The following is a 21173-nucleotide window of genomic DNA, read 5'->3' on the forward strand; positions in this document are numbered from 1 at the left end:
ATGCAGGGCCGTCCGGGCGCTCGTCCGGGCATGCGCCCGCAGTCCGATCAGCACCGTGGCGGCCAGAACGGCCAGGCCCCGCAGGCCCAGACGCCGGCGGCCGGTGCAACGCCGACCCCGCACACGCCGGGTCCGCGTCCGGGTAACAATCCGTTCAGCCGCAAGCAGGGCATGCACACCCCCACCCCGGGTGACATTCCGCGTCCCCACCCGATGGCCCGTCCGACCGTGAACGACGGTCGAGGCGGCCGTGGCGGCCGTGGCGGACAGGGCCAGCGCGGCGGCTTCCGCAACGGCCGTCCGGGTCAGGGTGGCGCCCAGGGCGCGCGTCCGGGCCAGTGGGGCCACAACCGTCCGGGTCAGGGCGGCGGCCAGCAGGGCGCCGGCCAGGGCCAGCGCGGCGGCTTCCGTCCGGGTCAGGGCGGCGGCTTCCAGAACAACGGGCCGAGCACCAGCAGCGGTCCGTCCCGCGGCGGCGGTCGCGGCGGTCGCGGCGGCGCCGCAGGCGCGTTCGGCCGTCAGGGCGGCAAGAGCTCCAAGGCGCGCAAGAACCGTCTTGCGAAGCGCCGCGAGTACGAGGAGATCAAAGCGCCGACCATCGGCGGCGTGCGCATCCCCCGCGGCAACGGCCAGACCATCCGTCTGCGTCAGGGCGCGTCCCTGGCCGATCTGGCGGAGAAGATCAACGTCAACCCGGCGGCCCTCGTCACCGTGATGTTCCATCTCGGCGAGATGGCCACGGCCACGCAGTCGCTGGACGAGTCCACCTTCCAGATCCTGGGCGAGGAGATCGGCTGGAACATCCAGATCGTCTCCGCCGAGGAGGAGGACAAGGAGCTGCTCCAGCAGTTCGACATCGACCTGGACGGCGAGGAGCTGCAGGAGGACGAGGACCTCAAGCCGCGTCCGCCGGTCGTCACCGTCATGGGCCACGTCGATCACGGTAAGACCCGACTGCTCGACACGATCCGCAAGACCAACGTCATCGAGGGCGAGGCCGGCGGCATCACCCAGCGCATCGGCGCCTACCAGGTGACCGTCACCCTCGACGGCGAACAGCGCAAGATTACGTTCCTCGACACCCCGGGCCACGAGGCGTTCACCGCCATGCGTGCCCGCGGCGCCGAGATCACCGACGTCGCGATCATCGTCGTGGCGGCGGACGATGGCGTGATGCCGCAGACCGTCGAGGCCATCAACCACGCGAAGGCGGCCAACGTGCCGATCGTCGTGGCGGTCAACAAGATCGACAAGCCGGGCGCCAACCCCGACAAGGTGCGCGGTCAGCTCACCGAGTTCGGTCTGGTGCCGGAGGAGTACGGCGGCGACACCATGTTCGTCGACATCTCCGCCAAGCAGAACATCAACGTGGACAAGCTCCTCGAGGCGGTGCTGCTCACCGCCGACGCGGATCTCGACCTGCGCGCGAACCCGGATATGGACGCCCGCGGCGCCACCATCGAGGCCAGGCTCGACAAGGGCCGCGGCGCCGTGGCCACCGTGCTCGTCCAGCAGGGCACCCTGCACATCGGCGACGCGATCGTGGCCGGCACCTCGTACGGCCGCGTGCGCGCCATGCTCGACGAGAACGGCAAGCACATGAAGGAGGCCGGTCCGTCCACGCCTGTCCAGGTGCTGGGTCTGACCTCCGTGCCGACCGCAGGCGACCTGTTCCTGGTCGCCCCGGACGACCGCACCGCCCGCCAGATCGCCGAGAAGCGCCAGGCCACCGAGCGTGCCGCCCAGCTGGCCAAGCGCCGCAAGATCGTCTCCCTCGAGTCCCTCAAGGAGCAGTTCGCCAAGTCCGAGGTGGACATGCTCAACATCGTCATCAAGGGCGATTCCTCCGGCTCCGTCGAGGCGCTCGAGGACTCCCTGATGAAGATCGAGGTGTCCGACGAGGTCGGCATCCAGGTCATCCACCGCGGCGTCGGCGCGATCACCCAGAACGACGTCAACCTCGCCACGGTCGACAAGGCCGTCATCATCGGCTTCAACGTGCGTCCGAACCGTCAGGTGCAGGATCTCGCCGACCGCGAGGGCGTGGAGATCAAGTACTACTCGGTCATCTACCGCGCCATCGAGGACATCGAGGCGGCCCTCAAGGGCATGCTCAAGCCGGAATACGAGGAGGTCGTCACCTCCCACTCCGAGATCCGCGAGATCTTCCGCTCCTCCAAGTTCGGCAACATCGCCGGCGTCATGGTGCAGGACGGCGAGGTCAAGCGCGGTACGAAGTGCCGTATCCTGCGCAACGGCGTCGCCACGGTCAACGACCTGGAGATCTCCTCGCTGCGTCGTTTCAAGGACGACGTGCAGTCCGTCAAGGAAGGCTACGAGGCGGGCATCAACCTCGGCACCTTCAACGACATCGAGCTCGGCGACATCATCGAGACCTTCGAGATGCGCGAGGTCGAGCGCAAGTAGCATCCAGCGCATCAGCGCATCATGCGGCCGGCGACCGGGGTACGTCCCCGTTCCGCCGGCCCGTTCCATCCGCTCCCGCCGACAGTCTTCGCCAGCGGGAGCAATTTATATCCGGAAGGACTTCCCATGGCAGGAACCAATCCCCGCGCCGCGCGCATCGCGGCCCTGATCCAGCGCGTCATCGCCTCGTCCATCGAACGCGAGCTGCATGACAAGCGTCTGACGAACATCACCATCACCGAGGTCCGCGTGACCAACGACCTGCAGATCGCCAAGGTCTACTGGACGCAGTACGGCCACGCGGGCAAGGAGAGCGGCGAGCGCAAGCGCGCCCAGCAGGCGCTCGACCAGGCCAAGGGGCATCTGCGCACGCTCGTCGGCCGCAAGGCCGGCCTGCGCCTGACCCCGCAGCTGCAGTTCGTCTTCGACGAGGTGCCCGGCGAGGCCCACGAGATCGAGGACATCCTCGCCATCGCCCGCAAACGCGACGAGGAGCTCGCCAAGGCGCGCGCCAACGCGCAGTACGCCGGCGAGGCCGATCCGTACAAGCACGACGACGAGCCGCAGGACGACGGCTTCGACGAGTCCGAGGACGGCTTCGGCGAGGACGACGGCTTCGACGTGACCGACGGCGACGGAGCGGACGACACGCGTGAGTGACGGCCTGCTGATCGTCGACAAGCCGCGGGGCGTGACCAGCTTCGACGCGGTCGCCGCGGTGCGCGGCGCGCTGCGCACGAAGAAGGTCGGCCACGCCGGCACGCTCGACCCGATGGCCACCGGCATGCTGGTCATCGGCTTCGGCCGCGCCACGCGTCTGCTGCAGTACATCGTCGAGCACGACAAGACCTACGAGGCGACGATCCGCCTCGGCGCGGGCACCACGACGGACGACGCCGAGGGCGAGATGCTCGTCGATCCCGTCGCCGCGGACCGTCTGCGCGCGGCGGACGCCGACAGTTGGCATGCCGCCATCGCCTCGACCATCGCCGAGCGATTCCTCGGTGACATCGAGCAGGTGCCGAACGCCTTCTCCGCCATCAAGATCGACGGCCGGCGCGCCTACGATCTGGCCCGCGAGGGCAGGGACGTCGATCTCAAGGCCCGCCCGGTGCACGTCGCCGAGTTCGCGGTGCTGGACGTGCGCCCCGGCCGCACCGACGCCGGGACCGCCGGATCCCCGCTCATCGCGTCTCCTGCCCGTGGCGGCGAAACGGAGGCGACCATCCCCGTCATCGACGTGGACGTGCGCGTCACCTGCTCGTCCGGCACGTACATCCGCGCGCTGGCCCGCGACCTCGGCGCGGCGCTCGGCGTCGGCGGCCACCTGACCCGTCTGCGCCGCACGCGCGTCGGCCGTTTCGCGCTGTCCGACGACGCCTCCGGACTCGCCGCCACGGTCGCGCTGCCGACCGACCGCGGCGCCGCCGACGCCGAGGCCCCCGACGCGACGATCCGCGCCGTCACCGCGCACACCGAATCGAAGACCTTCATCAACCGCGAGGGCGAGACCGTCACCCGTGGCAAGTGCGTGCTGGACACCCCGGAGGGCCTGTCCGGTGAGGAGCGGGCCGCATGGCTCGTCGCCCGATCCGTGCCCATGGGCGAGGCCGCGCGCGGCGCGATGCCCGCCATCGACATCGACGCGGACGAGGCGCGCGAGCTGCGCTTCGGCCGTCGCATCGAACGCGCGCTCGACAAGGGCGTGCAGACGGCGGCCATCGTCCCCGCGCACGCCGACGGCTTCCCGGACGACGTCGTGGCCATCGTCGAACGGGCCAACGCGCATCAGGCCAAGCCGGTCGTCGTATTTCCCAAGGACTGAAAGGAACGAACGCAATGGCAATGAACATCACGTATCTGGATCCGGACGAGAACGGTGACGTCGCCTGGCCCGCCTTCGACAACGACAAGCGCGCCGTGGTGACGCTGGGCGCGTTCGACGGCATGCATCTGGGCCATCAGGCCGTCGTGCGCCGCGTGGTCGAGCTCGCGCACAGGCACGACGCGTTCTCCATCGTGATCCTGTTCGACCCGCGTCCCGCGTTCGTGCACCGGTGGGCCGCCGCGCACGACGGCGCCGAACCCGGCGGGGATGTCATCGACGCGAACGCGCTCAACGGCGTGGACGAGCGTCTGCAGACCCTCGAGGAACTCGGCGTCGAGCATGCGCTCGTCGTGAGGTACACGCTGGCGTTCGCCGCGAAATCGTACATCTTCTTCCTCGGACAGCTGACCGGCAAGCTCGGCATGCGCACCCTGGTGCTCGGCTCCGACGCCGCGATGGGCCAGGGACGCAAGGGCGACGTCAAGTCGATCGCGAACCTCGCCGCCGCGACCGGCGTGTTCGAGCTCGACGTCGTCGACGACCGCGGGCCCGGCGAAGTGCGCATCCCGCGCGACTGGAAGCCCGAGATGCCGGGGGAGTGGGGCGAGCCCGCCGACCCGCTGGCCTCGATGAACAAGGCCGAGCGCCGTGCCTGGAGCAAGAGGAATCAGGCCAGGGCCACGCGCGCATGGAGCTCCAGCAACGTGCGCTACCTGCTCGGCCACGGCCGCATCAGGGAGGCGAACGCGATCCTCGGCCGCCCGCACGCGGTCGAGGGCGTTGTCGTGCACGGCGAGGAGCGCGGGCGCACCATCGGCTTCCCCACCGCGAACCTGTCCGACGAGGTCGTCGGCTACCTGCCGGTCGACGGCGTGTACGCCGGATGGCTCGTCGACGGCGAGCACCGTTGGCCCGCCGCCATCTCCATCGGCACCAAGCCGACGTTCAGCGAGAAGACGGGACTCAACGAGCGGGTCGTCGAGGCGTACGCGATCACCGACGACTGGCTCGAGCTCTACGGCCACAAGGTGCGTGTCGAATTCGTCGGCTACCTGCGACCGCAGGTGAGGTTCGACGGCGTCGACGAGCTCACCGCCGAGCTGAGGCGCAACGTCGAGGAGACCAGGCGCCTGACCGCCTGACCGGGCCGATCGGCACCGAACCGGGCCGGGACGTCACAGCAGCGCGTCGAGGGCGGCCTTGAGGGTCGTCACCTCGACGACGCGCAGCCCCGGGATCGCCACGCGCCTGCGAAGCCGTGGGACCACCGCCGTGGTGAAGCCCAACCGCGCCGCCTCGCGCAGACGGTATTCGAGCCGCGGCGCGGGCCGCACCTGACCGGTCAGCGAGATCTCCCCGATCGCGCAGGTCGTGCGGGCGATCGGTGCATGCCTTGCGGCGCTCGCCAGCGCGGCCACGATCGCCAGATCGCATGCCGGCTCCTTCGCAAGCCCGCCGGCGATCGTCGAGATGTACAGGTCGTTCGACAGCAGGTTCACGCGGCCGTGCCGGTACAGCACCGCCACCAGCATCGCGATGCGGTTCGCATCCACCCCGTTGACGGCGCGGCGCGGCGTCGGCAGCACCGAATTCGTCACCAGCGACTGGATCTCGATCGGCAGGGACCGATGCCCGTCCAGCGTGAACGTCACGCACGTGCCCTCCACCGGCGGCGCGTCGTCGCCGGCGTCGTCCCCGCCCGCCGAGGACAGGAACAATCCGGCCGGATCGGTCACCTCCTCGATGCCCTCGCCGCTCATATCGAAGCAGCCGACCTCGTCCGTCGGGCCGAAGCGGTTCTTCACCGCACGCAGCATCCTCAGCGCCGTCTCCGCGTCGCCCTCGAACTGGCACACCACGTCCACCAGATGCTCCAGCGTGCGCGGGCCCGCGATCGAACCGTCCTTCGTGACATGGCCGACGAGCAGCACCGGCACGTCCAGCGTCTTGGCCACGTCGATGAGCGCGCTGGCCACCTCGCGCACCTGCGTGGAGCCGCCGGAGATGCCGTCGACGTCCTGCGAGACGATCGTCTGCGCCGAATCGACGATCGCCAGCGTGGGCCGCTCCCGTTCGATGAGCCCCAGCACCGTCGCGAGGTCCGTCGTGGCGGCGAGCAGCAGATTCGGCTCGACCGCGTCGATGCGCGTGGCCCTGAGCCTCACCTGCCCCTGTGATTCCTCGCCCGAGACGTACAGCACCCTGCCGCCGGCCGCCGCATGGGCGCGCGCGATGTTGCCGGCCGTCTCCAGCAGCAGCGTCGACTTGCCGATGCCCGGTTCGCCGGCGATCAGCACCACGGACCCCGGCACGATGCCGCCGCCGAGCACGCGGTCGAACTCGGAGAAGCCCGTGGGAATGCGCGTCACGTCATCGGTGCCGATCTCGGTGATCGGCCGCGCCGCGCTCGCCGCCACCGCGGCCGACCGCGTGCGGGACATGCGCGCCGGCTCGCCGCCGTCGGCGCCGCGCGTCGCCCCGCCGGCGCGTGTGCGCGATGCCGCCGCCGGACGGGCCTCGTGGAATTCGTCGATCGTGCCCCACTGCCCGCATTCGGGGCATCTGCCGAACCACTTCGCACCGGTCCAGCCGCATTCGGAGCACAGATACTGCACATTCGTCTTCGCCATGACACCGACGCTATCGCCGTGAACCGACACCGGTGCGGCGTCAGACGGCTGTGCCACAATCGGAGTCATGTCGAAGTCGAATCCCCGTCCGAAAACCCGTCCGAACGCACGCGTCGTCGCGCGTGGTTCGTCGCACGGCAAGCTGCGCGTCGTCGTCGCGGCGGCGGCCGTGGCCATCATCCTGGCCCTGCTGTCCGCGTTCGTGTGGCCGGGATGGGCGCTGAACAAGGACGTGACGCCGAAGGCCGACCAGTCCGAGACCTCGCAGCCGACCACGCCGAGCATCAAGGCGAAGGCGCTGCCCTCCGACGCGACCGAGCTGCTCAAGGCCATGCCCGACAGCGTGCTCAACTTCGCGCGCACCAAGGCGTCGGATTCGTCCACATGGAGCTCGTCCTCGCCGCTCGAGGAGTACACGCTCGTCTATTCGACCGGCAAGAAGGCCGAGAACGTCACGCTCATCGTGGCGCAGTGGAGCACGTCCACGCCGGCGAAGACCCAGTACGACGATCTCGCGAAGGCTCTGGGCGGCAAGACGATCGCCTCGGGAGCGGTCAAGGTGCAGGGCAACGCCACCGGCGATTACGTCGTCAAGGGCGGCAAGGAGGACACCTCGCAGACGACGGCCGTATGGCGCAACGACACGGTGGTGTTCCAGGCGACCGGCGCCAAGTCGTCGGTGCAGCGCTTCTACCAGAAGTTCCCGCTGTGAGGCCGTCGGGGTCGCCCGATCCCGCGGCCGGACGCGCCGCGCGCGGCCGTGCGATGGGCCGTGCGTGACCCACGGGTGGCATCGTCCGAGAGAACGTGTATACTCGTGCGAGTTGCAACTTTTACGATTAATCGGAATGGAGGCTTCAGATGGGTTCCGTCATCAAGAAGCGCCGCAAGCGGATGAGCAAGAAGAAGCACCGCAAACTGCTGCGTAAGACCCGCCACCAGCGCAAGTAGTCGTACTTGCCGGTCAAGGCGCGAAGAAACCCCGCGAACCGCAAGGTTCCGGGGTTTTCTCATATCCGATGGGGATCACGGTGCCGGGCCGTGACGCCCGCGCCGGCTCCCCGCCCGATCGGAACCGCCGCAGGGACGACGATGCCCTCCGCATCATGCGTCATGCGGAGGGCATCGTCATCGCGCGGGTCCGCCGGGTCCTCGGCGGCCGTCCGGAAAGTCCGGCCGGCCGATCAGACGAGCGGGAGGCGCCGGATCACTTGTTGGAGTTGGTCAGCACGCGCGGGCCGTTCGGGTCGCCGACGATGACGGTGTCGACCATGTTGAGGAACAGGCCGTGCTCGACGACGCCGACCGTGTTGATGAGGTCCTCGGCCAGCTCGAACGGGTGCTCGATCTTCTCGAGGTGCAGGTCCACGACGTAGTTGTTCTCGTCGGTGCGGACCTCCTTGCCGTCGGCGTCGAGGCGCAGGACCGGCTTGTAGCCCTTGGCCTCGAACTTCTTGATGACGTGGCCGGCGCCGAACGGGATGACCTCGACCGGCAGCGGGAACTTGCCGATGGTGTCGACGACCTTGGACTCGTCGACGATCCACACGATCTTGTCGGAGTTGGTGGCCACGATCTTCTCCCACAGCAGGGCCGCGCCGCCGCCCTTGATGCCGTTGAAGTTCTTGTCGACCTCGTCGGCGCCGTCGATGGTCACGTCGATGTGGTCCACGTCGTCGATGTCGACGATCTTGATGCCGTAGCTCTCGGCCTGGGCCTGCGTGCGGCGGGAGGTCGTCACGCCGGTGAACTGGAGGCCCTCCTCCTTGACGCGGCGGCCGAGCTCGTCCACGAGGAACTTGACGGTGGATCCGGTGCCGAGGCCGGCGATCATGCCGTTCTCGATGAGCTTGGCGGCTTCGATGCCGGCGGCCTTCTTGAGGGCGTCCTGCTGTGCCTTGTCCATGATGGTGTTTCCTTCCTTCAGAATGAAAGTCCGTGTCCATCCTAACGCGGATGGAAGATTGTGTGCGGTCGTGTCCACTCGTGTCCGGCGGGTGTTCGCCGAATGTTCAGCGCAGGAAATCCGCGTCCGTGATCGTGAGGTTCCCGTCGCCGTCCACGTAGCCGTCGACGGCGATGTATCCGTGCACGTGCATCGTGCCGCCCGTGTAGTACGGGCTGGTCTTAGGCGCGGGGGAGAAGCGCACGGCGCCGGTGACCTTCAGTCCGCTCGGCGCCGGTCCGTTCGGCACGGGGGCCGGCTGGTGCGCGTCGGTCCGTGTCGCGGATCGCCCGGAGTTCTCCGATGCGGTGTCCGACGCATCGGGCGTCGTATCGGTCGTCGTCGCGGCGACGGCATGTTCCGGAGTGTCGGCGGGGGCATGGGGAAGTCCCTTGGCGCCGCCGCGGTCCGGCAGCGGCTCGTCGGCGATTTCCCCGGTCTCCCGCGCCGCATCGACCAGTGTCGTCTCGAGGGGACGGCGTCCCGGCGCGGATCCGGCCGCGTCGAGCATGAGCTGCGCGTCGGGCGGAACGTCGGTGCCCTTCGCGTACGGCGAGCTGAGCAGCGACTGCCATCCCTCGAGCGGCAGATACCCGTCGCATGCGCCGCGACGGCAGTCATGCGCGTACGTGCGCGCCAGTTCGTCGACGAGCTCGTTGCCCGCGTTGCCGGCATGGCCTTTGACCCACTTGAAGTCGACCTTGCCGGGGCGCTTCGTGATCTCGGCGTCGATCGCCTTGATGACCTCGGCATTCTTCACCGGCTTCTTCTGCGAGTTCCTCCAGCCGTTCTTCTTCCAGCCCTTGAGCCATTTGGTCGAGCAGTTGATCGCGTACTGTGAGTCCGATTCGATGATGAGGTGCTCGGGACCGGGGTGCGCGCGCAGCGCCTGGAGCACCGCGCACAGCTCGCCGATCTGGTTGGTGCCGTTCGTGGCGCCGCCGGAGTCGTAGCCGCGCGCGTCGTGCTCGTGCCCGGGCTTGCCGCCGTCGCCCGCGTCCTTGTCGTGATCGGCCCACGCCCAGCCCATCGGTCCGTTCGGGTTGCCCAGCGCCGAGCCGTCGGTCGATACCACAATCGTGTTAGTCATGTCCCCAACCATACACAACCGCCATGCGTCCGATTGCCGGGCCGTCGCCGCGCGCGATACGTGCCCCGATACGCGATAGGGGGATTCCCGCGGCGTGGAAACCGCGGGAATCCCCCTATCGGATACGGACCGTCGTCCGGCCGCTCAGGCGATCACTCGCCCAGCGCCTTGTCGACGACGACCTCGGCCTCGGCGAGGACCTTGTCGAGGGCCTCCGGGCTCTCGAAGGACTCGGCGTAGACCTTGTAGATGTTCTCGGTGCCGGAAGGACGGGCGGCGAACCAGTTGTCCTTCGTGGTGACCTTGAGGCCGCCGATCTTGGCGTGGTTGCCCGGCGCCTCGGTCAGCTTGGCGGTGATGTCCTCGCCCGCGAGCTGCGTGGCGGTGACGTCGTCGCCGGAGAGCTTGGCGAACTTCTGCTTCTGCTCGAGCGTGGTCGGGGTGTCGACGCGCTTGTACCAGGACTCGCCGAAGCGGGCCACCTGATCCTTGTGCAGCTCGGCCGGGTTCTTGCCGGTCTTCGCGGTGATCTCCGCGGCGAGCAGGTCGGGGATGAGGCCGTCCTTGTCGGTGGTCCACACGCGGCCGTCCTTGCGCAGGAAGGACATGCCGGAGCTCTCCTCGCCGCCGAAGGCCACCTGGCCCTTGAACAGCGGGTCGACGAACCACTTGAAGCCGACCGGGACCTCCATGACCTTCGCGCCGATCGACGCGGCGACGCGGTCGATCAGGGAGGAGGAGACCAGCGTCTTGCCGACGGCGGCGCCCTCGGGCCAGCCCGGGCGGTTGCCGCCGAAGAGGTACTCCACGCACACGGCGATGTAGTGGTTCGGGTTCATGACGCCCCAGTCAGGGCAGACGATGCCGTGACGGTCGGCGTCCGGGTCGGTGCCGCCGACCAGATCGTACTTGTCCCACGCGCCGGCGTTGAGCTGGTCCACGAGGCCCTTCATCGCGTACGGCGAGGACGGGTCCATGCGGATCTTGCCGTCGTGGTCGATGGTCATGAAGCGCCAGGTCGGGTCGACCTCCGGGCGCACCACGCCGATCGACAGGCCGTACTTCTCGTTGATGAGCGGCCAGTAGTTGACGGACGCGCCGCCGAGCGGATCGATGCCCAGACGCACGCCGGAGGAGCGGATCACGTCGAAGTCGATGACGTTCTCGAGGTCGGCGACGTAGTGCTCGCGGAAGTCGAACTTCTCGACGTACTCGGACTTGACGGCCTCCTCGTACGGCACGCGCTTGACGGACTTGTAGTCGCCGAGCAGCTCGTTGGCGCGGGCGGCGATCGCGTTGGTGACGTCGGCCGGGGCCGGGCCGCCGGTGACCGGGTCGTACTTGAAGCCGCCGTCGGTGGGCGGGTTGTGCGACGGGGTGACGACGATGCCGTCGGCCAGGCCTTCACCGGTGAAGCGCTGGGTGCCGTCGGCCGCGCGGTTGTGCGTCAGGATGGCCTGGGAGACCACCGGGGTCGGCACGAAGTCGCCGCGGGAGTCGATGCGCACGTGCACGCCGTTGGCGACGAGCACCTCGATGGCCGTCTTGCGGGCCGGCTCGGACAGGGCGTGCGTATCGGAGCCGAGGTACAGCGGGCCGGTGACGCCGGCCTTCTTGCGGTATTCGGCGATGGCCTGGGAGATGGCGACGATGTGGGCCTCGTTGAAGGAGGTCTTCAGGGACGAACCGCGGTGTCCGGAAGTACCGAAGATGACGCGCTGCTCCGGGACGCTCGGGTCGGGGACGAGGTCATAGTACTTGCCGATGACCTCATCGACGTTGATCAGATCTGCTGGGGTGGCGGGTTGACCCGCGTTATTAGCTACCATGCTCCCATTGTACGGCGTTCCGATCGTCCGACACGTAACATTTTGTGCTTAATTGTTCTGAAATGTGAGTGAATGGATGTTGAACCGCGGGTGGGCGTGTAACGGTGAAAACGCCGGTCGGACGAGCGAAAAACGTTGGAAAACCGAGGGTGACACGGGGTGTTCAGAAAACGTTTGCACGATATTCGGCATCGTGTTACACTGACGGACGTCAGTTTCCTTAGCAGGGTTGCTACTCAAGATTTCGAGGCAAGACCTGGGGCGTGAGCCTAGCCGCAAGCATATCCGTACACGGCTTCACAGGCTTTGCCCCGGGTCTTTTCTGTTATCTGGGTCGAAGACGACGCGAAGGTAACTTACGAACTGATGGAAGAAACAGGAATGGAGAATCTGATGTCGCATCAGGACGATGTCAAGGCGATCATCACCGCCATCGGTGGTGCCGCCAACGTCAAGTCGTTGACGCACTGCGCCACCCGACTGCGTTTCGAACTCAAGGACGCCGGCAAGGTCGACCAGGCCTCGCTCGACTCCAACAAGATCGTGCTGGGCGCGGTTCCGCAGTCCGGCGACCGCTACCAGGTCGTCATCGGCGGCCAGGTGGCCTCCGTGTACGACGAGATCATGCACCTGCCGGAGATGTCCGGTCTCGGCGCCGGCACCGTGGCCGACGACGACGGCGAGATGAGCGACGCCGAGCTCAAGGCCGCCAAGCGCCAGCAGGGCGTGCGCGGCAAGGTCGCGTGGCTCGACAACTTCTTCGAGTACCTGGCCGACTCCTTCCGCCCGATCCTGGGCGTGCTGCTCGGCGCGTCCATCATCATCGCGCTGGTCAACCTCTTCATCTCCATCGGCGTGATCGCCAACGACGAGGCGAACACCGGCCTCATGTTCATCAAGGCCATCTGGAAGGGCGTGTTCTACTTCCTGCCGATCATGGTCGCCTACAACGCCTCCAAGAAGCTCAAGGTGGACCCGTGGCTGGGCGGCTCGATCATGGCCATGCTCATGACCCCGCAGTTCGCGGCCCTGTCCGACGCCAAGACCTGGGGCGACGCCGTCAAGTGCGTCGAGAACACCACCCTCGGCACCCAGGACTGCACCGCGACCGTCTTCGGCCTGCCGATGCAGCTGTCCGACTACTCCGGCAACGTGTTCGTGCCGCTCATGATGGCCGCCGTGCTCGCGCTCGTGTACCACGGCCTCAAGAAGATCATCCCCGACTCCGTGCAGCTCGTCTTCCTGCCGTTCTTCTCGATGATCATCGTCGGCGCCCTCACCGCCTTCCTCATCGGTCCGCTGGGCGTGTGGGTCGGCAACGGCCTCGGCGTCGTCCTCGCCTGGATGAACGGCCACGCCCCGTTCGTGTTCGCCATCGCGATCCCGCTGCTCTACCCGTTCCTCGTCCCGCTCGGCCTGCACTGGCCGCTCAACGCCCTCATGCTCATGAACATCCAGTCGATGGGCTACGACTTCATCCAGGGCCCGATGGGCACGTGGAACTTCGCCTGCTTCGGCGCCACCGCCGGCGTGCTGTTCCTCTCCATCCGCGACAAGGACGACCAGATGCGCCAGACCTCCATCGGCGCCCTCGCCGCCGGCCTGCTCGGTGGCGTCTCCGAGCCGTCCCTCTACGGCATCCACCTGCGCTACAAGCTCATCTACTCCCGCATGCTCGTCGGCTGTGGCGTCGGCGGCGTCGTGATCGCCGTCCTCGGATGGCTGTTCCCGTCCACCATCGCCTCCGGCCAGACCGTCCACGGCGTGACCACCACCGCGTTCGCCTTCACCTCGCTGCTGACCATCCCGGTCTTCGACCAGATGTGGGTCTACGCCGTGTCCATCGCCGCCGCGTTCATCACCTCCATGGTCCTGATCATCACCTTCGACTACCGCACCCCGGAGCAGAAGGCCGAGGTCAAGGCCCGCGTCGCCGCCAAGGTGAACGCCGGCAAGGCCGCGTCCGCCCCGGCCGTCGAGTCCGCCCCGGCCCCGGCCGCCGCTCCCGCCGCTGCCCCGGCCGAGCCGGCCGCCCCGACCACCGAGGTCGTCGCCCCGGTCGACGGCCACGTCGTCTCCCTCGACGACGCCGGCGATCCGGTGTTCGCCTCCCGCGCCCTGGGCGAGGGCGTCGGCATCCAGCCGGCGGCCTCCACCGTCAAGGCCCCGGTCTCCGGCGTGCTGCAGACCGTCGCCGAGACCGGCCACGCCTTCGGCCTCAAGACCGACGACGGCGTCGAAGTGCTCGTGCACGTCGGCATCGACACGGTCAAGATGAACGGCGAGGGCTTCGCCGTCGCCGTCGCCAAGGGCGACCGCGTCAACGCCGGTGACACGCTGGTGACCGTCGACTTTGATAAGGTCAAGGCAGCCGGATACAGCACCACCACGCTGATGACGGTCCTCAACACCGCGATGCTCAAGGCGGTCACCCCGAAGACGGGCGTGGACGTCAAGGCTGGTGACGAGGTCATCGCCATCGAGAAGTAACCGAATCCGGCGCGCCGGAACCGGGACCCCCATGCGGCCTCACGGGCCGTTGCGGGTCCCGGTTCCGGCGCGCCGGTTTTCGCGTGAAGTGAAGTAAGGGGAAGCCATGGAGATACTTCGCGTCTTCAACAACAACGTCGTTCTGGCGAAGGACGGGAGGCGCGAAGTCATCCTCACCGGCCGTGGGCTCGGCTTCAAGGCCAAGCCCGGCATGCGCGTCGACGACTCCAAGGTCGTGCGCGTGTTCGTGCCCGCCGACGGGCGCGACCCGGACCACATGGCCCAGCTGCTGGGCGACATCCCGCCGGAGATCATCAAGCTCGTCGCCGACTCCATGGAGGAGATCGGGCTCGGAGGCGAGGCCGCGCAGACCCCGACGCTCGTCATGGCGCTCGCCGACCACGTCTGCGGGGCGCTGCGCCGCGTCAGGAACGGCATCCCCGCGATCCCCTACCCCCTCACCGAGGAGGTGCGCTCGCTCTACGAGCGCGAATACACGCAGGGCGGGGCGCTGCTCGCCGCCCTCAACCGCAGGCTCGACGGCGCGCTGCCCGGCACCGAGGCCGTGGCGTTCGCCCTCCACCTGGTCAACGCCGGGTTCTCCACCGGCGACCTCTCCCACACGTACGCGATGACGGGCGTCATCCAGCAGCTGCTCGCCGTCATCGAAAGTACCTACGACGTGACGCTCGACGAGCATTCGGTCAACGTGGGCCGCTTCATCACGCACCTGCGCTACCTCTTCGTGCGCATCCACCAGCACCAGCAGCTTGAGCGCGAGCCCGACGCCATCGTCAAGTCGATCACGCAGTCCTATCCGAAGGCGTCCGACTGCGCCCGGCGCATCGCCGCGCTCATCGAGCTGCGTCTCGACACCACCCTGACCGAGGACGAGGTCGCCTACCTCACCCTGCACGTCGCGCGCGTCACCGCGCCGACCGGGCGCTGAGCGGCGGACGCGGGACCGTTACGGCCTTACGGCCGCACCGGCGGGATCACGCCGGTCGCCGACGTGTCCGGAGCGACCTCCGGCACGCGCACGATCAGCGCCTTGCGCTCCACGTCGAAGCGGATGTGGCGCGTCTCGGGCAGCATGTCGCCATCCACCTGCGCCAGCGCCGGCTTCTCCAGCGTCAGCTCCGCGCTCACGCCCTGGATCTGGTCGATCGTCGAATTCGTCGACAGCGGATTCTGCTCGGCGCGGCCCGTGATCGTCTGATGCACCACGTCGCCGAACAGGTTCGCCCAGCCGAGGATGCCACCGGTCGTGTCGATGATCTCGAAATCGAGCAGGCCGTCGTCGTACGAGGCGTTCGGCATCAACGAGAACACGGGGATCTGGCCGCAGTTGCCGGCCATGAACGTGCGGAAGACGAGGCCGCGCGTCGAATGCGTGCTGCCGTCCGCGCTGGTGATCGTGACGTTCGCGTGGTACTTCGGGGCGAACAGGTTCTTCACGCCGCCCACGAAGTACGCGAGCCAGCTGATGTTCTTCTTGAGCTCCGGGTCCGTGTCGTCGATCATCGCCGCGTCGAAGCCCACGCCCGCGATGATCAGGAACGCATGGCCGTGATCCTCCTCCGGATGGTCCAGCAGCGTGAGCCTGCCCATGTCCACCGTGCGCGAGCCGTGCGAGGTCGCCACCGTCAGGGCCGCGTCGATGTCGTCCACCGGAATGCCCATATTACGGGCGAACAGATTGCCCGTGCCGATCGGCACGATGCCCAGCGCGTGGCCCGTGCCGGAGACCGCCGAGGCGACCGTGCGTACCGTGCCGTCGCCGCCGACCGCGATCACCACGTCCGCGCCGTGCTCCAGTGCCTCCAGCGCGCACGCGCGGCCGTCCTTGTCCAGCTGCGTGTCGATGAACTCGACCTCAGTCAGGCCCTTCTCCGCGCAGAACCGTTCGATGTGCGCGCGCCGGGCGTCGGCCTGGGGCTTCGACGGGTTCACGATGAACGCGTAGTGCACTTGGTCGTCATCGCGTTCCACCAGCTTCTCGGCGAGCTTGCGGCGACGGTAGGCGCGGTAGAGGATCATCCCCGCGGCGACGAACACGGCGACGAAGATGGCGGCGAAGACGATGATGACGGCTGTGGGCATGATTCCTATTGTTCCCGCAAACTCCGCCGCGGCGCGCATCGCCACGATGAAATTCGACGATTCCTGCACGGACGGGCGCGGGACGGGCGTCCAGCGTGTCGGCTTACGGCGGTAGGCTTGCGGCATGCTTGATATTCAATTCATTCGTGAACACGCCGATATCGTCAAGGAATCCCAGCGCAAGCGCGGCGAATCCGTCGAACTCGTCGACGAGGTCCTGCGTTCCGACGAGGCGCGTCGCTCCTCCCTCAAGGAGTTCGAGGCCGCCCGCTCCCAGCAGAAGGAGATCGGCAAGAAGGTCGCCGCCGCACCGGCCGAGGAGAAGGCCGCGCTGATCGCCGAGACCAAGGAGCTGTCCGCCAAGGTCGCCGAGTACAAGGCTGCCGCCGACGCCGCGTCCGAGGAGTACACCACCGCGATGTGGAAGCTGTCCAACATCGTCGAGCCGGAGGCCCCGGAGGGCGGCGAGGACGATTACGTCGTCGTCAAGAAGGTCGGCCAGATCCGCGACTTCGCGGCCGAGGGCTTCGAACCGAAGGACCACCTGACCCTGGGCACCGAGGTGGCCGGCATCGACATGCGCCGCGGCGTCAAGGTCGGCGGCTCCCGCTTCTACTTCCTGCGCGGCGCGGTCGCCCGCATGCAGATCGCGATGCTGACGATGGCCGTCGACCAGGCCGAGCAGCACGGCTTCGTGCTCGCCATCACCCCGACGCTCGTGCGCCCCGAGGTCATGCGCGGCACCGGCTTCCTCAACTCCCACGCCGATGAGATCTACCGTCTGCGCGAGCCCGACGACCAGTACCTCGTCGGCACCTCCGAGGTGGCGCTCGCCGGCATGCACGAGAACGAGATCCTCGACCTCGGCAACGGCCCGCTGCGCTACTGCGGTTGGAGCTCCTGCTACCGCCGCGAGGCGGGCGCCGCCGGCAAGGATACCTCCGGCATCATCCGCGTCCACCAGTTCGACAAGGTGGAGATGTTCGTCTACGCCAAGCAGGAGGACTCCTACGCGGAGCACCAGCACCTGCTCGAGATGGAGCAGGAGATGCTCGCCAAGGTCGAGGTGCCGTACCGCATCATCGACACCGCCGCCGGCGACCTCGGCTCCTCCGCCGCCCGCAAGTTCGACTGCGAGGCGTGGGTGCCGACCCAGGGCCGCTACCGCGAGCTCACCTCCACCTCGAACTGCACCGAGTACCAGGCCCGCCGTCTGAACATCCGCGAGCGCACCGCCGACGGCTCCACCCGTCCGGTCTCCACGCTCAACGGCACGCTGGCCACCACCCGCTGGCTCGTCGCGATCCTCGAGAACCACCAGCAGAAGGACGGCTCCATCGAGATCCCGAAGGCCATGCGTCCGTACATGGGCGGCAAGGAAGTCATCGAGCCGACCAAGTGGGAGGCCTGATTCCATCAGGCTTGCCGTGTTCCGCGACGCGCGCGACGCTATCGCTGCGCACTGCTACGAACAGTCCACTGGACTGTTCGTCCCGTGGGAGGCCTGATTTTCATCGGGTCTGCTGATTTGACTGCGGCATGAAAGCCCCCGATTCCGTTTGGGAATCGGGGGCTTTCATGCCGCAGTCGGTCACTTGCATCCGTCCCATAGAGGGGATGGGAACAGGGTGCGCTCGCAGTCGCGCCACATGGCCGTCAGGCTTGCGCCGGGCTCGCGCAGCCAGCGCAGCTGCACGCCGTCCATCGTCGCATGGCAGGTGTGGATCGTCTCGATGGGGTCCACGCCGTCCGGCAGCTTCCAGCGCACCCGCGCCTCGCCGACGGTGAGCCGACGGGTTCGTCTCGCGGCCGTCGTTTCCATGGGCGGAATCCGAACGCGCCGGGGTGACCTTCCCGCGCCACGGGGTGTATTCCCGCCCTTCTGTATAATGAGTCGTCGTACATGTCGCCGAAATGGTGCATGGACGATACGGATAGATGTCTGAGCGGTCTAAAGAGACGGTCTTGAAAACCGTTGAAGGGCAACCTTCCGCGAGTTCGAATCTCGCTCTATCCGCCCTGAGGGCCCCGATCCGCGCGATCGGGGCCCTTCGTCGTTCGTGGGGGGCGTCGAAAAGCTCGTTTCGCGGTCGGATTCCCTCGTACGGACTCCGGCGTCCCCGTACCGGCGTCCGCTCCGGGAATCCATCGGTTCACTCCGGGGATCCATCGTATTGCCCCGGGGATCCATCGGTTCACTCCGGGGTTGTCACCCTTTACTCCGGGATTTCATTCAGATTTTCGATACTGTTCCCGGAGTTATGCGCACCATTCCCGGAGTTATGGGTGACCACCCCGGAGCAATGCGTGACATTCCCGGAGTGACGGGGTGACAACCCCGGAGTTGTGGCGGCGACCCCGGAGTTATGGGTGACGATCCCGGAGTGATGCATCGAAACGCGGGGTGGCCGTTTGGAACATGGGGTAGCCGTTTGGAACATGGGGTAGCCGTTCGGAACATGGGGTAGCCGTTCGGAACATGGGGGAACCGTTCGGAACATGGGGGAACCGTTCGGAACATGGGGAAACCGTTCGGAACATGGGGAAACCGTTCGGCATGCGCGGCAACTGCGGATGCGCGACTCCGGAGTCGTCACACGATGCGGCGGTCGGCGGCCCAGCGGGTCAGCTCGGTGCGGTTGGACAGCTGCAGCTTGCGCAGCACGGCGCTCATGTGCGTCTCGACGGTCTTGATGGAGATGAACAGCTCGGCGGCGACCTCCTTGTACGTGTAGCCGCGCGCGATGAGACGCATCACCTCCTGCTCGCGGGCCGACAGCCGGTCGAGCTCGTCGTCGTGGACCGGCGCACCGTATCCGGCGTCCGCGCCGACGGCGCCGTACGCTCCGGCCCCGCCGAATCCGCCCATGAATCCCGGGGCCGTGCCCGTTCCGGACGCCGCGCCGCCAGGCGCACCCTGGAACACCGAGAGCACGAATCCCGCCAGCTTCGGTGAGAACACCGCGTACCCCTCGTGCACCTGCTTGATCGACGAGATCAGGTCGGCCCCGGTGATCGTCTTGGTCACGTAGCCGCGCGCGCCGGCTCGGATCACCGAACCCACGTCTTGCGGCGAGTCCGACACGGACAGCGCCAGGAACGCCGAATCGGGGGAGAGCGGGTGCGACTTCAGGAGGATCTCGGTGCCGCCGCCTCCCGCGCCGCCCGGCACGTGCACGTCGAGCAGTACCACGTCCGGCTTGGTCGCCGCGATCATCGCGATCGAGCCCTCCACGTCGGCGCCCTGCCCGACGATGTCGAACGACGGCGCCAGCGTCGCGATCACGCCCGCGCGGAACATCTCGTGGTCATCGACCACCGCCACGCGGATGCGCGCGTCATGCGGACGGGTCGCATCGTTCGCATCATGCGATGGGTCTCCGACGTCCCGTCGGGTCATGCCATCCGTCGAATCCATCGGGCCATTGCCGTTCATCGCTGCCTCCGACCTCCGTCATCCATCGTTTCCGTTCCCTCCGTCATCATCGATTATCATCGGACGTTTCGTCGCCCGCGGGCGCTGTTGGAGCCGTGTCCGTCGTCTCCACCGAATCCACCGAATCCGTCGCCGCGATCGGCATGTGCATGCGCACCTCCGTGCCCCATCCCGGCCTCGACACGATCTCCACCGTACCGCCGCGCCGCCGGACACGCCCGATGATCGACTCGCGGATGCCGAGCCGATCCGGCGGGATCGCATCGACGTCGAACCCGGAGCCGTGGTCGCGCACGAACACCTCCACCAGCGTCGGCCCCGCCTCGCAGTACACGGAGATCGGCTCGCCGCCGTGCGTCGCCGCGTTGACGAGCGCCTGCTGCGTGGCGTCGAGCAGCGCGTCGGTCGCGGCGCTGGGCCGTGCGTCGCCGACCGTCACCACCTCGATCGGCTTGCCGTGCTCGTCCTCGACGTGCGCCGCGATCTCCTTCAGTCCCGCACCCACCGAACGGTCGGACGTGGTGCGCGTCTGGTACAGCCATTCGCGCAGCTCGCGCTCCTGGCCGCGCGCCAGCGTGAACACGGTGTCCGGCTCGGTGCTGTGCAGCTGGATCAGCGCGAGCGTCTGCAGAACGCCGTCGTGCAGATGCGCGGTCATGTCGGCGCGCTCCTCCTCGCGTTCCTTCGACGCCCGTTCCGCGGTGAGCGACCGCAGCGTCGCGCTCGCCCACGGCAGGATCGCCAGCACCACGCCGACGAGCAGCAGGAATCCGGCGAGGATGATGCGCTTGGGGTACGACAGCATCCCCGAGTACATCACGTTCATCACGAACGTCACGTAGGCGAGGAAGATGAGGATGAGCCCGGCGATCATCGTCGGCAGCTGCCCCTTGCGCGAGTCGAAGTGCGACCACGCGACCAGCAGGCCGGACGCCGCGAGCAGCGCGGTCGGGATGAGCTCGCCGTGATGCGTCGCACCCAATGCGATGCTCAGGGCGATGAGCACGAATCCGGACGCCGCGAGCAGCGCCGGTTTCGGTGCACGGGCGATCGCCTCGCCGGCGGTCTCGGACGTGCCCGACGCCGTCTCCGCCGCCGATTCGGCGCGCGTCCTGCCGGTGGCGACATCGCGGTTGCCGGAGGCGAGCGGCGCCCGGTCGGCCGGTACTGCCTGTTCGCGGGCCGCGGCCGCCGCGACCGGATCCCCGACCGGCACGACGATCCACAGGAAGACGTACGCGACGAGTCCGCCGCCGAACAGGATCGTGGACAGGACGAACGCGAGCCGCACCCATCCGACCGGGATGCCGAGGTGCATGCTCACGCCCCGGCATACGCCGGTCAGCCATCGGCCGCGCCGGGGCCGCATCAACGGCAGGCGGGCGGGCAGCATCG

Annotated in this window: 17 protein-coding genes and 1 tRNA gene; 10 read left to right on the forward strand and 8 right to left on the reverse strand. The window is 68.0% G+C overall.

What is annotated here, in order from left to right; translation table 11 throughout:
* The 4 genes from infB (at position 1) to ribF (ending at position 5397) form a co-directional block, all read left to right on the forward strand.
* Positions 1 to 2427, forward strand: coding sequence for a translation initiation factor IF-2 (infB, locus tag JS528_RS10820; RefSeq protein ID WP_240541464.1), 2427 nt, complete (start codon positions 1 to 3; stop codon positions 2425 to 2427).
* Between the two features lie 126 nt (positions 2428 to 2553).
* Complete coding sequence (gene rbfA / locus JS528_RS10825; protein WP_214359054.1) at positions 2554 to 3087, forward strand: 30S ribosome-binding factor RbfA; 534 nt, start codon at positions 2554 to 2556, stop codon at positions 3085 to 3087.
* Complete coding sequence (gene truB / locus JS528_RS10830; RefSeq protein ID WP_214359055.1) at positions 3080 to 4252, forward strand: tRNA pseudouridine(55) synthase TruB; 1173 nt, start codon at positions 3080 to 3082, stop codon at positions 4250 to 4252. Before rbfA ends, truB begins: the two co-directional genes overlap by 8 nt.
* Positions 4253 to 4272: 20 nt before the next feature.
* Entirely contained in the window at positions 4273 to 5397 is a 1125-nt protein-coding gene (gene ribF, locus JS528_RS10835) for a bifunctional riboflavin kinase/FMN adenylyltransferase (protein WP_214359071.1), read from the forward strand.
* Between the two features lie 33 nt (positions 5398 to 5430).
* Here ribF and radA read toward each other — a convergent pair whose 3' ends face one another.
* Positions 5431 to 6885 carry a DNA repair protein RadA gene (radA, locus tag JS528_RS10840; RefSeq protein WP_214359056.1) on the reverse strand — a complete coding sequence of 485 codons (1455 nt, stop codon included), beginning with the start codon at positions 6883 to 6885 and terminating at the stop codon, positions 5431 to 5433.
* 67 nt (positions 6886 to 6952) lie between these two features.
* Between radA and JS528_RS10845 the strand changes: the two genes are divergently transcribed.
* Both JS528_RS10845 and JS528_RS10850 read left to right on the forward strand, forming a co-directional pair.
* On the forward strand, positions 6953 to 7597 hold the full coding sequence (locus tag JS528_RS10845) for a hypothetical protein (protein ID WP_240541465.1): 645 nt from the start codon (positions 6953 to 6955) through the stop codon (positions 7595 to 7597).
* Positions 7598 to 7746: 149 nt separating this feature from the next.
* A complete protein-coding gene (locus tag JS528_RS10850) occupies positions 7747 to 7836 on the forward strand; it encodes a 30S ribosomal protein bS22 (protein ID WP_004268639.1) in 90 nt (29 codons plus the stop codon).
* Positions 7837 to 8092: 256 nt separating this feature from the next.
* Here the strand turns inward: JS528_RS10850 and rpiA are convergent, their stop codons facing one another.
* From rpiA to pgm, 3 genes are all read right to left on the reverse strand, one after another.
* Positions 8093 to 8791 carry a ribose-5-phosphate isomerase RpiA gene (gene rpiA, locus JS528_RS10855; protein ID WP_214359057.1) on the reverse strand — a complete coding sequence of 233 codons (699 nt, stop codon included), beginning with the start codon at positions 8789 to 8791 and terminating at the stop codon, positions 8093 to 8095.
* Between the two features lie 106 nt (positions 8792 to 8897).
* Positions 8898 to 9860 carry a ribonuclease H family protein gene (locus JS528_RS10860; RefSeq protein WP_240541466.1) on the reverse strand — a complete coding sequence of 321 codons (963 nt, stop codon included), beginning with the start codon at positions 9858 to 9860 and terminating at the stop codon, positions 8898 to 8900.
* Between the two features lie 212 nt (positions 9861 to 10072).
* Positions 10073 to 11749 (reverse strand): phosphoglucomutase (alpha-D-glucose-1,6-bisphosphate-dependent), encoded by a 1677-nt coding sequence (pgm, locus tag JS528_RS10865; RefSeq protein WP_214359059.1) that lies wholly within the window; start codon positions 11747 to 11749, stop codon positions 10073 to 10075.
* A gap of 393 nt (positions 11750 to 12142) precedes the next feature.
* On the opposite strand from pgm, the gene JS528_RS10870 reads away from it, so the two are divergent.
* Positions 12143 to 14239, forward strand: a complete 2097-nt coding sequence (locus tag JS528_RS10870) for a glucose PTS transporter subunit IIA (protein WP_214359060.1) — start codon at positions 12143 to 12145, stop codon at positions 14237 to 14239.
* A 106-nt stretch (positions 14240 to 14345) separates the two neighbouring features.
* Positions 14346 to 15188 carry a PRD domain-containing protein gene (locus JS528_RS10875; protein ID WP_214359061.1) on the forward strand — a complete coding sequence of 281 codons (843 nt, stop codon included), beginning with the start codon at positions 14346 to 14348 and terminating at the stop codon, positions 15186 to 15188.
* A 26-nt stretch (positions 15189 to 15214) separates the two neighbouring features.
* On the opposite strand, the gene JS528_RS10880 is transcribed toward JS528_RS10875, so the two are convergent.
* Positions 15215 to 16342 (reverse strand): diacylglycerol/lipid kinase family protein, encoded by a 1128-nt coding sequence (locus JS528_RS10880; RefSeq protein WP_214359062.1) that lies wholly within the window; start codon positions 16340 to 16342, stop codon positions 15215 to 15217.
* Positions 16343 to 16466: 124 nt separating this feature from the next.
* Between JS528_RS10880 and serS the strand changes: the two genes are divergently transcribed.
* Complete coding sequence (serS, locus tag JS528_RS10885; protein ID WP_214359063.1) at positions 16467 to 17753, forward strand: serine--tRNA ligase; 1287 nt, start codon at positions 16467 to 16469, stop codon at positions 17751 to 17753.
* Positions 17754 to 17933: 180 nt separating this feature from the next.
* Here serS and JS528_RS10890 read toward each other — a convergent pair whose 3' ends face one another.
* Entirely contained in the window at positions 17934 to 18164 is a 231-nt protein-coding gene (locus JS528_RS10890; protein ID WP_214359064.1) for a hypothetical protein, read from the reverse strand.
* Positions 18165 to 18274: 110 nt separating this feature from the next.
* Between JS528_RS10890 and JS528_RS10895 the strand changes: the two genes are divergently transcribed.
* Positions 18275 to 18359 (forward strand) — tRNA-Ser (locus JS528_RS10895).
* Positions 18360 to 18935: 576 nt separating this feature from the next.
* Here JS528_RS10895 and JS528_RS10900 read toward each other — a convergent pair.
* Together JS528_RS10900 and JS528_RS10905 are read right to left on the reverse strand one after the other, a co-directional pair.
* Positions 18936 to 19742 carry a LuxR C-terminal-related transcriptional regulator gene (locus JS528_RS10900; protein WP_214359073.1) on the reverse strand — a complete coding sequence of 269 codons (807 nt, stop codon included), beginning with the start codon at positions 19740 to 19742 and terminating at the stop codon, positions 18936 to 18938.
* Between the two features lie 82 nt (positions 19743 to 19824).
* The gene (locus JS528_RS10905; RefSeq protein ID WP_240541468.1) at positions 19825 to 21171 is read right to left on the reverse strand and encodes an ATP-binding protein; all 1347 of its coding nucleotides are present in this window, start codon (positions 21169 to 21171) and stop codon (positions 19825 to 19827) included.
* Between the last annotated feature and the right edge of the window lie 2 nt (positions 21172 to 21173).

Origin of the sequence: Bifidobacterium santillanense (assembly GCF_018555385.1) — a bacterium.
Lineage (GTDB): Bacteria > Actinomycetota > Actinomycetes > Actinomycetales > Bifidobacteriaceae > Bifidobacterium > Bifidobacterium santillanense.